General features: G+C 64.6%; 11 protein-coding genes. 3 read left to right on the top strand and 8 right to left on the bottom strand.

The features are described from left to right. Positions 1-849, bottom strand: an 849-nt coding sequence (locus ACIQ09_RS20415; RefSeq protein ID WP_398313968.1) for a LysR substrate-binding domain-containing protein, incomplete at its 3' end; no start/stop codon positions are given. A 103-nt stretch (positions 850-952) separates the two neighbouring features. Here ACIQ09_RS20415 and ACIQ09_RS20410 point away from each other — a divergent pair. Beyond that, positions 953-2,473 carry an acetyl-CoA hydrolase/transferase family protein gene (locus ACIQ09_RS20410; protein WP_398313966.1) on the top strand — a complete coding sequence of 507 codons (1,521 nt, stop codon included), beginning with the start codon at positions 953-955 and terminating at the stop codon, positions 2,471-2,473. A 14-nt stretch (positions 2,474-2,487) separates the two neighbouring features. On the opposite strand, the gene ACIQ09_RS20405 is transcribed toward ACIQ09_RS20410, so the two are convergent. Genes ACIQ09_RS20405 through selD form a run of 3 tightly spaced genes read right to left on the bottom strand, consistent with a single transcriptional unit; the run spans position 2,488 to position 6,568 of the window. Next, positions 2,488-4,455 (bottom strand): response regulator, encoded by a 1,968-nt coding sequence (locus tag ACIQ09_RS20405; RefSeq protein WP_398313964.1) that lies wholly within the window; start codon positions 4,453-4,455, stop codon positions 2,488-2,490. Next, the gene (locus tag ACIQ09_RS20400; RefSeq protein ID WP_398313962.1) at positions 4,452-5,504 is read right to left on the bottom strand and encodes an ABC transporter substrate-binding protein; all 1,053 of its coding nucleotides are present in this window, start codon (positions 5,502-5,504) and stop codon (positions 4,452-4,454) included. Before ACIQ09_RS20400 ends, ACIQ09_RS20405 begins: the two co-directional genes overlap by 4 nt. Positions 5,505-5,518: 14 nt before the next feature. Further along, on the bottom strand, positions 5,519-6,568 hold the full coding sequence (selD, locus tag ACIQ09_RS20395; protein ID WP_398313960.1) for a selenide, water dikinase SelD: 1,050 nt from the start codon (positions 6,566-6,568) through the stop codon (positions 5,519-5,521). A gap of 31 nt (positions 6,569-6,599) precedes the next feature. Between selD and mnmH the strand changes: the two genes are divergently transcribed. Beyond that, positions 6,600-7,652 (top strand): tRNA 2-selenouridine(34) synthase MnmH, encoded by a 1,053-nt coding sequence (gene mnmH, locus ACIQ09_RS20390; protein WP_398313958.1) that lies wholly within the window; start codon positions 6,600-6,602, stop codon positions 7,650-7,652. Here mnmH and ACIQ09_RS20385 read toward each other — a convergent pair whose 3' ends face one another. The 4 genes from ACIQ09_RS20385 to ACIQ09_RS20370 all read right to left on the bottom strand — a co-directional run bounded on the left by ACIQ09_RS20385 (position 7,653) and on the right by ACIQ09_RS20370 (position 10,398). Then, positions 7,653-7,985 carry an Hpt domain-containing protein gene (locus ACIQ09_RS20385; protein WP_398313956.1) on the bottom strand — a complete coding sequence of 111 codons (333 nt, stop codon included), beginning with the start codon at positions 7,983-7,985 and terminating at the stop codon, positions 7,653-7,655. Positions 7,986-8,019: 34 nt separating this feature from the next. After that, complete coding sequence (locus ACIQ09_RS20380; protein ID WP_398313954.1) at positions 8,020-9,438, bottom strand: PhoH family protein; 1,419 nt, start codon at positions 9,436-9,438, stop codon at positions 8,020-8,022. 35 nt (positions 9,439-9,473) lie between these two features. Further along, on the bottom strand, positions 9,474-9,929 hold the full coding sequence (locus ACIQ09_RS20375) for a peroxiredoxin (protein WP_398313952.1): 456 nt from the start codon (positions 9,927-9,929) through the stop codon (positions 9,474-9,476). 91 nt (positions 9,930-10,020) lie between these two features. Continuing rightward, entirely contained in the window at positions 10,021-10,398 is a 378-nt protein-coding gene (locus ACIQ09_RS20370; RefSeq protein WP_398313950.1) for an Mth938-like domain-containing protein, read from the bottom strand. 129 nt (positions 10,399-10,527) lie between these two features. Here ACIQ09_RS20370 and ACIQ09_RS20365 point away from each other — a divergent pair. Next, on the top strand, positions 10,528-11,477 hold a 950-nt coding region (locus ACIQ09_RS20365; protein WP_398313948.1), incomplete at its 3' end, for a pyridoxal phosphate-dependent aminotransferase.

The raw sequence follows: 11,477 nt of genomic DNA, 5'->3' as shown, positions 1-11,477 counted from the left end.
TCGGGCTGCGTGGGACAGATAGCGACCGGGCGTGTGGACGAGGGCCACGTTCCAGTCGATTCCGGTATTGGTCAGCGGTCGTGCCGCCAACTCGCCGCCGAGCTTGAGGCGGTCGAGCAGCGGGGCCGGCATGAAGGTGGTGCCGAGGCCGGCGGCCGCCATCGCCACCAGAAAATCCCACTGACTGCTTTGGGCAACGATGCGCGGCGCCACTCCGATGGCCCGGAAGGCGCCGCGCAATTGGCGTGTCAGCGAGAAATCGTCCGACAGCAGCACCAGCGGCTCGGCCTGCAGGGCCGCCAGGTCCACCGTCGGGCTGGCCGCCCAGGGCGCTCCCCGCATGCCCACCGCGTGGATCGGAAAGCGCCCGAAGCTGCGCGCGGCAAGCCCCAGGGCCGGATCGGCGGGGAGCAGGGTGACGCCGATCTCCAGTTCGCCGCTGGCCACCTGTTGTTCGATCACCTGCCCGCCGCTTTCCTTCAAGCTCAGGCTGATCCCCGGGTGGCGTTCGCGAAAGGCCTTGACCGCCGGCGAGAACAGCAGGTTGGCCATGGGCGGCAGGCCGACGGTCAGCTCGCCACGAGCCAGGGTGGTCAGGTCGCCGAGCTCGCGGGTCAGTTCGCGCATCACCCCCAGCGCCTGCTGGGCCCGCTCGAACACCAACCGTCCTGCGTCGGTCAGGCGCAACTGGCGGCCTTCACGCAGGAGCAGCGGCTGCCCGACTTCGTTTTCCAGCTGGCGGATCATCTTGCTGACGGTGGACTGGGTGACACACAAGCTGTCGGCGGCCAGGGTGAAGCTGTTGTGGCGGACGGTCTCGACGAAGTAACGGAGGGCGCGCAGGTCCATGGGTTCATGAATAAAACGACTGGATGAAAGTATATTAAGTCATCCGTTGCCTGTTCATGCGTCCCTATACTTTTCCCCGATCTGAAAATCGGAGAACACTGCAATGCCCATGGAACGCATCCGCCTGGCCCGACTGCGGGACCGCATCATGTCCCCCGAGGCCGCCGCCGAACTCTTTACCGACGGCATGACCGTCGGCATGAGCGGCTTTACCCGCGCGGGAGACTGCAAGGCGGTGCCCTTCGCGCTGGCCGAGCGTGCTGCCCGCGAGCCTCTGCACATCACCCTGATGACCGGGGCCTCCCTGGGCAACGACATCGACAAGGTGCTGACCGACGCCAACGTGATCAGCCGCCGCATCCCCTTCCAGTCCGATCCGACCCTGCGCCGCAAGATCAACGCGGGCGAGGTGATGTTCATCGACCAGCATCTCTCCGAGACCGTCGAACAGCTCCGTTCCGGGCAGATTGCGCCGGTGGACATCGCCGTGGTCGAGGCGACGGCGATCACCGAGAACGGCGGCATCGTACCGACCACCTCGGTGGGCAACTCGGCGAGCTTTGCCGTGCTGGCAAAGAAGATCATCGTCGAGATCAACCTGACCATGCCGGCCGAGCTGGAGGGGCTGCACGACATCTACATTCCCACCTACCGCCCGCACCGCCTGCCCATCCCCCTCATTGCGCCGGAGCAGCGCATCGGCCTGCCCTACATCCCGGTGGATCCGGAAAAGATCGTCGCCATCGTCGTCACGTCCAAGGCCGACAGCCCGTCCAACGTGCTTCCGCCGGACATGGAGACCAGGGCCATTGCCGGTCATCTCAACGAGTTTCTCTACCACGAGGTCAAGGCCGGTCGCCTGTCCGCATCCCTCCAGCCGCTTCAGGCCGGTATCGGTACCATCGCCAACGCGGTGTTGCACGGCATGCTGGATTCGCCCTTCCGTGATCTGAAGATGTACTCGGAGGTGCTGCAGGACAGCACCGTCGAATTGCTCGATGACGGACGCCTGAGCTTTGCCTCGGCCTCGTCCATTACCTTGTCGAAAGGTGCCTACGAGCGGGTACTGGGGCAGATCGCGCGCTACAAGAACCGTCTGGTGCTGCGTCCGCAGGAGATCAGCAACCATCCGGAGGTGATCCGCCGCCTGGGTCTGATCACCATCAACACGGCGCTGGAGTGCGACATCTACGGCAATGTGAACTCCACCCATGTGGGTGGCACCCACATGATGAACGGCATCGGCGGCTCCGGCGATTTCGCCCGCAATGCCCATCTGTCGGTCTTCGTCACCAAGTCGATTGCCAAGGCTGGCGCCATCTCCAGCATCGTGCCGATGGTTTCCCACGTGGACCACACCGAGCACGACACGGACATCATCGTCACCGAGCATGGCCTGGCCGACCTGCGTGGCCTGGCGCCCCGCGAACGGGCGCTGCAGATCATCGACAACTGCACCGACCCCCTGTACCGGGACACCCTGAAGGATTACTTCCGGCGCGCCAGCCACCGTGGCGGGCATACCCCGCACCTGCTGCAGGAGGCGTTTGCCTGGCACTTGCGCTACGCCCAGCGCGGCTCAATGCTGGAAGGCCGCCCGGAGACGCAGCTCGCGCCCGCCTGAGTCTGCCCGGCAGCTTATTCCCGCAGGCTCAAATCCAGTGCGTCCGTGTCCGGCAGGGCCGCGTAGGGCAGCCAGATCAGCAGGGTGGCATAGAGCAGGGCCGGGTCGACGGGCTTGACGATGAAGTCGTTCATGCCCGCCTCCAGGCAATGCTGGCGATCTTCCGGAAAGGCATTGGCGGTGAGGGCGAGGATGGGCACCCGCTTCCAGCCCCCCAGGCGTCGCAGGTGCCGGGTGGCCTCCACGCCATCCATGCGTGGCATCTGCATATCCATCAGCACCAGTGCATAACGCTGGCTGCCTGCCATCTCGAGGGCCCGTTCTCCGTCCTCAGCCACGTCCACGGCGAGCCCGGCTTCCTTCAATAAATGGGTGGATACTTCCCGATTGATCGGTTCATCCTCCACCAACAGGATGCGTGCCCCGGCATGTGCCTGGCGCAGGGTCTCCATGGTGTCCTCCCGGGAAGGCGTGACGGGGGCCGCGTTTGTCACCGTGCCCAGGCGCACCGTGAACCAGAAGCAGCAGCCCGCCCCGGGTGCGCTGTCCAGGCCGATCTCGCCCCCCATCAGCGTCACCAGGCGTTTGCTGATGGCCAGACCCAGGCCGGTTCCGCCGAACTCCCGGGTGATCGAGTTATCTACCTGCTCAAAGGCCTTGAACAGGCGCGTCTGATCGGTCTTGGCGATTCCGGGGCCCGTATCCACCACTTCAAAGCGGAGCTTCAGGGTATCGGTTGAAGTGGGAGCGTCATCCATGACAAATGCGCGAATCGTGACGTGGCCCTTGGCGGTGAATTTGACCGCATTTCCGGTCAGGTTGAGCAGTACCTGACCCAGGCGCCGCGGATCACCGGACAGCGTCTGGCGTGCGAGAGTCGGGGCAATGTCGGTGGTCAGGCTCAGGCCCTTCGCATGGGCACGGGCCTCCGTCAGATTGACCAGGTTCTCGATCACCGTGTCGAGGCGGAAGGGCACGCTCTCCAGGCTCAGGCGCTCCGCCTCAATCTTGGAAATGTCGAGCACATCATCGATGATGGCCAAAAGGTGCCGTGCGGCACCGGTGATCTTGGCAAGACGTTCGACGGTCTCGGTGTCGTTGGCGCGGCGCCGGATCAGATCGGTCAGACCGAGGATCGCATTCATCGGGGTGCGCAGTTCATGGCTCATGTTGGCCAGAAAGGTGCTCTTGGCCCGGTTGGCTGTGATGGCCAGATCCTTTGCCATGGTCAGCTCCTCTTCTCGCTCGTCGATGCGGTCCAGGAGACGATTCACCCCACGCACCATCAGCTCCAGCTCACCCGTCGTGCCGCTCACAGGGATGCGTGCCCGCCCGCTTTCTGTGCCGTGGCCAATGCTGTCGATGGCCTGGGCGAAACGGGACAGGGGCTTGATCACATAGCGGGAAAGGGCGACGAAGAGCAGCGTCAGGCACAGGGCAAGGGCACTGAGGGAAATGCCGGTGGCGATGGCCAGCATGCCGTTGCGCTGGCTCTCCACGTGTTTGCGGGGAAAACTCACCACTGCGGTGGCCACCCGTTCCCCTGATGGCTGATTGACCGCTGTAAAGGCCGCAAAGACCCCGTCGACGGGGATCTCCATGCTGCCTTCCGGCTGGTCGAGGGCTGCTCGCAGCTCGGAGGGAATCGGTTGGGCACCTGGCCCGCCCGGCTGGCTGTGGAAGGCGACCCGCCCATCCGGGGTCACGATCATGGCAAAGGCCAGGTCCGGATTGTCACGCACGGCCTCGGCACACTGTTCGTCGAAGCCCTGGAGGTTGTCCAGCTCTATCCCCAGCGACAGGACCCGCTCCAGCTGGGTGGACAGGCCCTTGGCAATGGCCTCGGTGCGTGACAGCTGGGACTGCAGCAGCCTTTGGTGGAGGAAATAGCCTGACACGCCGACCGCCGCAAAAATGCCTAGTAGAAAGACACTCGCAGCGATCAGCAGGATGCGGGCCCGCAGGCCTGGCGAGTTGTTCATCCGTCATGCTCCCAGGGGAAGCGCACGACGACCTCCGAGGACAGCAAAAGCGATGACTTCACCCCCAGGCCCAACTGCTTGGCCCGCGCCAGATTGATGGCCGGGCGGCCCTTGACGGCAGAGCGGATCGGCAAGGCAGACGGAAACTTGCCCTCGACAAGGATGGCGTGGGCCAGCTTCCCCGCAGCACGGCCCTGCTCCAGCTCCGAAATGGCCATGGAGGCCAGCACCCCGTGATGAACCCGATCCAGCCAGAAGCTGATGTCGGGAAGGCGGCTGTTCAGGCAGGCCCATTTCTGCACTGCCTGGTAAGGGACATTGCTGCCGTCGCTATCGGCCAGGGCAAAGATGCCCAGCTGAACAACGGCGTCCGCCACCGCCGGGTAGGACTGGAGGCGGGTCTTGAACTCGGCGAAGCTGCGCACCCGGTCCACCACGGTCAGGCTTACCCCGGGCAGGCCCGAGACGGTTCTGCGCATGCGCTCGATGATGGGCGGCCACTGGGGGCCCATATCGGACAGGGCGGCAAGCCGCAGGGGGCCCGGCACGAGGTTCTGCAGCAGGCGCACCGATTCTATGAAGTGCTCGCGTTCGAGCACCCCAGTAACGTTGATGGCATCGTCCAGCCCATGTTCGCCCGGTGTCTTGTTGACTCCGCTGAACACGCAGGGCAGTCGTTGATTGAGCAGCGGACGCACGACGAACTCCACGGCGTCGTCATCGGAGACATACAGCAGATGGGGCTGCCAGGCGTCAATCAGGGCCAGAGCCTCACGGCCCTTTCGCGTCTTGGCTTCCGGGCTGCTGTTGTGTTTGACGTCCATCTGAAAGACCTGGAACTCCGCGGGCAGGTTTCCGAGACCTTCCTTGAAGCCGGCAAACTGGCCATCGGTCCAGCGCCACGGCGAGTCGAAGCTCATGACATGGAGAATGCGCCGGGGGGCGCCCTGGGTGGCCGAGGTGGCCCCGGCAGGTCGGCCTCCGAGCGCATTCAGTGCCGCGATGCCAAGGGCCCCATTGATGAGCTGACGGCGTCGCGGTGTGTGCATGGAGATACCTCCGGTCAGGCCTGGACGCGCACCTGGGCCGGGCCGGCATGCATCCGGCCGACTACCGCCGCAGCGTCAAAACCGCCGGCACGGAAGCATGCCAGCACCTGCTCAACACTGTCCGCAGCACAGGCCACCAGCAGTCCGCCGCTGGTCTGGGCATCGGCGGTCAGGCTGCGTTGCCATTCGTCCACCGCGGTGTCGAACTGTACGGCGTCACCGCAACTGGCCAGGTTGCGGCCGATGGCGCCCGGGCCGATGCCCTGTCTGGCAAAGGGAATGGCTGCCGGCATGACGGGCAGGGCGCCGGCCTGGATCGTTGCCCCCAGGCCTGCACCACGACACAGCTCGAGCAGGTGCCCGAGCAGGCCGAAACCCGTGACGTCGGTGAGAGCATGGACCCCGGGCAGTGCGGCCAGGGTGGGCCCCACCTTGTTCAGGCGGGTGGTGGTGGCAATCATCTGGGCATAGCCGTCGGCATCAAGGAGCCCCTTCTTCATGGCGGAGCCGAGAATGCCAACACCCAGCGGCTTGCCCAGGATCAGCACGTCGCCGTCGCGGGCATCGCGGTTGCGCTTGATCACGTCCGGGTGCGCCAGCCCCAGTGCGACGAGGCCGTATATCGGTTCCGGCGAGTCGATGCTGTGCCCGCCGGCCACCGGGATGCCGGCCTCGGCGCAGATGCTGGCGCCCCCTTCGAGAATGCGCCCGATGGTCGCCACCGGCAGGGTGTTGATGGGCATGCCGACAATCGCCAGGGCCATGATGGGGGTTCCGCCCATGGCGTAGACGTCGGAGAGGGCGTTGGTGGCGGCGATGCGCCCGAAGTCGAAGGGGTCGTCGACGATGGGCATGAAGAAATCGGTGGTGGCGATCAGTGCCTGCTGGTCGTTGAGGCGCCATACGGCGGCATCGTCGGCAGTCTCGGTGCCCACCAGCAGATCGGCGAAGGGGCGCGCCGCAGGCATGTGGGCCAGCATCTCGCTGAGGACTGCGGGCGCGATTTTGCAGCCGCATCCGCCACCGTGAGACAATTCAGTGAGTCGCAAAGGTGCTTCAGTCATCTTTTTTCCTGTCAATTTTTCCGTGCTCCACGTGTCCAGTCATCCTGCCCCCTTCTCTGCTTCCGTCGACCAGCTAGGCGACTTCGATACCATCATCGATGTGCGTTCGCCCTCCGAATATGCAGAGGATCATGTGCCCGGCGCCATCAACTGTCCGGTCCTCGATGACGAGGAGCGGGCCCGGGTGGGCACCCTGTACAAGCAGGTCTCACCCTTCGAGGCGCGCAAGGTGGGCGCTGCGCTGGTTTCACGCAACATTGCCAAGCATATCGAGAACGAGTTTTTCAGCAAGCCAAAGGCCTGGAAACCGCTTGTTTATTGCTGGCGGGGGGGGCAGCGAAGTGGTGCGATGACCCTCGTCCTGGGCCAGGTGGGCTGGGCGGCCCGGCGTCTGGAGGGGGGCTACAAGGCTTTCCGTCAGCGGGTCATGAGCGATCTCGAGACACTCCCCGCGGCCCTGCACCTGAACATCCTGTGCGGGCCCACGGGAAGCGCCAAGACCGCCCTGCTGGCCGCGCTGGCCGGCCGTGGCGGGCAGGTGCTCGATCTGGAAGGGCTGGCGCGTCACCGCGGCTCGGTGCTGGGGGGGGAGGCGGACGGCCTTCAGCCTGGTCAGAAAGCCTTTGAAACGGCCCTCTGGGCGGCCCTGCGGCAGCTGGATCCCCGCCGGCCCGTGTGGTCGGAGTCCGAAAGCCGGCGGATTGGGCGCCTCCATGTGCCCGGGGCGCTCTTTGAAGCCCTGCGCAACGGGGCGTGCACGCGTGTGGAGGCGCCGCTGGCGGCCCGGGTCGAGCATCTGGTGGAGCGTTATGCCGACCTGATTGCCGATCCGCTTGCCTTCTGCGAGCGGATCGAGCGTCTGGTGCCCCAGCATGGGCACGAGCGTGTCGACGGCTGGAAAGCACTGGTGATGGCCGGAGCGTGGCGCCAACTGGCGACCGAACTGGTGGAAGATCATTATGATCCGGCCTATCGCAAGGGGGGGGAGGGGCTTTACCGCCAGCTCGCCACGGCGCGCTCCCTGCCCCTGGAGGCGCTTGACGAGGTCATGCTGGCGCGGGCTGTCGAAACGCTGCCGATCTGATCAGGGCCCTGGCCGGGTTGCCGCGATCAAAACCAGGGTTTGCTCAAGGGCATCGGCAAGATTGACCGCTAGGGCCATGCAGTCGGCCCGGTTATCACGAGCGGCTTGCTCGGCCTCTTTCGCGAGGGCGGTCAGTTCGTGATCCATGATGTTGCCCGCCGAGCTCTTCAGTGAATGGGCCAGGCGGGCCACGGTTGCCGTGTCACCAGCTTCTGCTGCGTTGCGGAGTTCCGCAGAGACGGTGGCGTGAGTGCTTTCGAAGATCCGCAGCAGCTTGTCGATGAAGGCCGCCCGCCCGGCATAGCGGGCGGCCAGTTCGTCGTGACGGATCATCGCAGTGCCGCTTCCGGCCTGCCGGAAGCCAAGGTCACAGCACCTCCGCCGCGTGGTCGGCGAGGCGCGACCGCTCGCCCCGCTGAAGGGTGATGTGGCCTGAGTGCGGCCAGCCCTTGAAGCGATCCACCACGTAGGTGAGGCCCGACGAACCCTCGGTGAGGTAGGGTGTGTCGATCTGAGCGATGTTGCCCATACACACCACCTTGGTGCCGGGGCCGGCCCGGGTGATGAGGGTCTTCATCTGCTTGGGCGTGAGGTTCTGGGCCTCGTCGATGATCAGGAACTTGTTGATGAAGGTGCGCCCGCGCATGAAGTTCAGCGACTTGATCTTGATGCGGCTGCGTATCAGGTCGCGGGTGGCGGCGCGGCCCCACTCGCCGCCTTCGCCGGTGGTGCCGTTGAGCACATCCAGATTGTCTTCGAGGGCGCCCATCCACGGCGCCATCTTTTCTTCTTCGGTGCCCGGCAGGAAGCCGATGTCCTCGCCCACCGGAACGGTGACGCGGGTCATGATGATCTCGGAGTAGCGCTTGGCTTCGAGCACCTGGGTCAGGCTGGCCGCCAGGGTGAGCAGGGTCTTGCCGGTGCCGGCCTGACCGAGCAGGGTAACGAAGTCGATCTCCGGGTTCATCAGCAGGTTGAGGGCGAAATTCTGCTCCCGGTTGCGGGCGGTGATGCCCCACACGTTGTTCTTCTGGTGGGAGTAGTCGATCAGCGTCTCGAGGGTGACGGCCCTGCCGGCCTTTTCTTTGACCCAGGCCTGCAGGGGCTGTTCGCCCTCCTGGAAGACGAATTCGTTGATCAGCAGGTCGGCGGTGTCCGGGCCCTTCAGCTTGTAGTAGGTGTGGGTGTCCTGTTTCCAGGACTCGATGTCCTTGCCGTTGGCGTCCCAGAAGGCCGCATCGATCTCCTTGGTGCCGGTATAAAGCAGGTCGGTGTCTTCGAGGACCTTGTCGTTGAAGTAGTCCTGCGCGGCCAGGCCGAGGGCGCGGGCCTTGATGCGCATGTTGATGTCCTTCGACACCAGAATCACCGAGCGCTTGCGGTCGAACTTCTCGAAGAGGTGCATCACCACCGCGAGGATCTGGTTGTCACCCTTGGCGGTGGGCAGGGCTGCCGGCAACTGCACGTTGATGGCCTCGGTCTGCAGGAACAGGCGGCCGCTGGCCAGTTCGCTGGACGGGCCGAGGAGGCTGATGCCATCGTCGATTCCGTCGGGGCAGGTGCCCACGATCTCATCGAGGCTGCGGCTGGCCTGGCGGGCGTTGCGGGCGACTTCCGACATGCCCTTCTTGTTGGAGTCGAGCTCCTCGAGGGTCATCATCGGCACGAAAATATCGTGCTCTTCGAAGCGGAACAGGCTCGTCGGATCGTGCATCAGCACGTTGGTGTCGAGGACGAACAGCTTGGTGGAGGCAATCTTGGACTTCGCGGGGCGTCGGGTGGCCATGGTCGTCGGTCTTCTCGGCTGTCGTGGGAGGGGTGTTACAAGGTCTTGATGTAATCCAGTACTTCCTGGGCGTGTCCGGGCACCTTCACCCCGCGCCATTCCCGGCGCAGGACACCTGCCGCGTCGATGACGAAGGTGCTGCGCTCGATACCACGTACCTGCTTGCCGTACATGTTCTTCATCTTCATCACCCCGAACAGGGTGCAGGCGGTTTCGTCCGGGTCGGAGATCAGATCGAAGGGCAGGGCCTGCTTGGTGCGGAAGTTGTCGTGGGACTTGAGACCGTCCCGGGATATGCCCAGCACGATGGTGCCAGCGGCCAGGAACTCGGGATACAGGTCGCGGAACTGCTGGCTCTCGGTGGTACAGCCGGGGGTGCTGTCCTTGGGGTAGAAATACAGGACGACCTTGTGCCCCTGAAGGGCGGAGAGGGTGATCGTCTGGTTGCCGGTGGCGGGAAGGCTGAAGTCGGGGGCGGCCTGGTCAAGCATGGTGTCTCCGGAAAGGGTTTCCGGCATCAGCCTAATCCCAAGGCGCAGGGCTGGCAATCCATCCTGCGTGAAGAATGGCCGCCCTGCTCGTTTACACGGGGTCGAAGAGTAGCGCGGCGGCTACCGTGCGATGTTCTGCAACCAGGATGTTGTAAGTGCGGCAGGCGGAGCCCAGGTCCATCACCTCCAGGCCGATGCGGGCGGCCATCAGGCTCTTCAGCAGCTTGGGGTGGGGAAAGCGCTGCTTCATGCCGGTGCCGAGGATCAGGATCTCGCAGCCCAGCCCGGCCAGGTGCTCGAAGGCGGTCTCGTCGAGGGTCGCGAAGCCACCCTGGTGCCAGTCGGGCTCGATGCGGTCGGGCATCACGATGACGCTGGATTCGTGACGGGTGGTGCCGACCATCACGTGGGTGGCGTCGTAGCGGGCGATGGTGTTGTACTGGTCGCTCTTGTCGAGGTGGAGTTTCATGGGCGGATCTCTATGGTGGCGGGACGCTGATTTGCCCGGTCCGGGTGGCTTGGGTAACATTATAGCTTTGCGTCTTCACGCACCTGCCGGTCAAGTATCTGCCGGCAGCAGGGGTATGAGGCCCCGATCATGAGCCGCCACGCCAAACTGCGCGTTGTTTCGAAGCCCGCCGCCGAGACGCCCGCACCCACCAGCAAGGAAACGGAAAGCACCGTGCAACCCATTCGCAAGTCCGACAAGCTCGCCAACGTCTGTTACGACATCCGTGGCCCCGTGCTGCAAAAGGCGAAGCAGATGGAGGACGAGGGCCACAAGATCATCAAGCTGAACATCGGCAACCTGGCCGCGTTCGGTTTTGACTCGCCCGAAGAGATCCAGCTCGACATGATCCGCAACCTGCCCAACGCGGCCGGCTACTCGGACTCCAAGGGTATCTTCGCGGCCCGCAAGGCGATCATGCATTACACCCAGCAGAAGCACATCAAGGGTGTGACGCTGGAAGACATCTACGTGGGCAACGGCGTTTCCGAGCTGATCGTGATGGCCATGAACGCGCTGCTCAACACCGGCGATGAAGTGCTGGTGCCAGCGCCCGACTACCCCCTGTGGACCGCTGCTGTGAGCCTGTCCGGCGGCACGCCGCGCCACTACATCTGTGACGAGGCCAACGAATGGCTGCCCGACCTGGATGACATCCGCGCCAAGATCACGCCGCGGACCCGCGCCATCGTCATCATCAACCCGAACAATCCGACCGGCGCCCTGTACCCGGACGAGACCCTCAAGGCCATTGTCCAGATCGCCCGTGAGCACGGCCTGATCATCTACGCCGACGAGGTCTACGACAAGGTGCTGTACGACGGCGTCGAGCACACCTCCATCGGGTCCCTGTCGGAGGATGTGCTCACCATCACTTTCAACGGCCTGTCCAAGAACTACCGCTCCTGTGGCTACCGGGCCGGCTGGATGGTGGTGTCCGGAGACAAGCGCCCGGCTGCGGACTACATCGAAGGCCTCAACATGCTGGCTTCCATGCGCCTGTGCGCCAACTTGCCGGGCCAGTACGCCATCCAGACCGC

Origin of the sequence: Zoogloea sp., from assembly GCF_044344315.1 — a bacterium.
Taxonomy (GTDB): Bacteria; Pseudomonadota; Gammaproteobacteria; order Burkholderiales; family Rhodocyclaceae; genus Zoogloea.
Note: the sequence above shows the minus strand (reverse complement) of the source record. Positions and strands in the feature narration are given on the sequence as shown.

Excerpts from the sequence above, each read along its gene's own strand:
- ACIQ09_RS20385 (WP_398313956.1), bottom strand. The coding sequence starts at position 7,985 with ATGATCCGTCACGACGAACTGGCCGCCCGCTATGCCGGGCGGGCGGCC.
- ACIQ09_RS20380 (WP_398313954.1), bottom strand. The coding sequence starts at position 9,438 with ATGGCCACCCGACGCCCCGCGAAGTCCAAGATTGCCTCCACCAAGCTG.
- ACIQ09_RS20410 (WP_398313966.1), top strand. The coding sequence starts at position 953 with ATGCCCATGGAACGCATCCGCCTGGCCCGACTGCGGGACCGCATCATG.
- ACIQ09_RS20400 (WP_398313962.1), bottom strand. The coding sequence starts at position 5,504 with ATGCACACACCGCGACGCCGTCAGCTCATCAATGGGGCCCTTGGCATC.
- ACIQ09_RS20370 (WP_398313950.1), bottom strand. The coding sequence starts at position 10,398 with ATGAAACTCCACCTCGACAAGAGCGACCAGTACAACACCATCGCCCGC.
- ACIQ09_RS20405 (WP_398313964.1), bottom strand. The coding sequence starts at position 4,455 with ATGAACAACTCGCCAGGCCTGCGGGCCCGCATCCTGCTGATCGCTGCG.
- ACIQ09_RS20375 (WP_398313952.1), bottom strand. The coding sequence starts at position 9,929 with ATGCTTGACCAGGCCGCCCCCGACTTCAGCCTTCCCGCCACCGGCAAC.
- selD (WP_398313960.1), bottom strand. The coding sequence starts at position 6,568 with ATGACTGAAGCACCTTTGCGACTCACTGAATTGTCTCACGGTGGCGGA.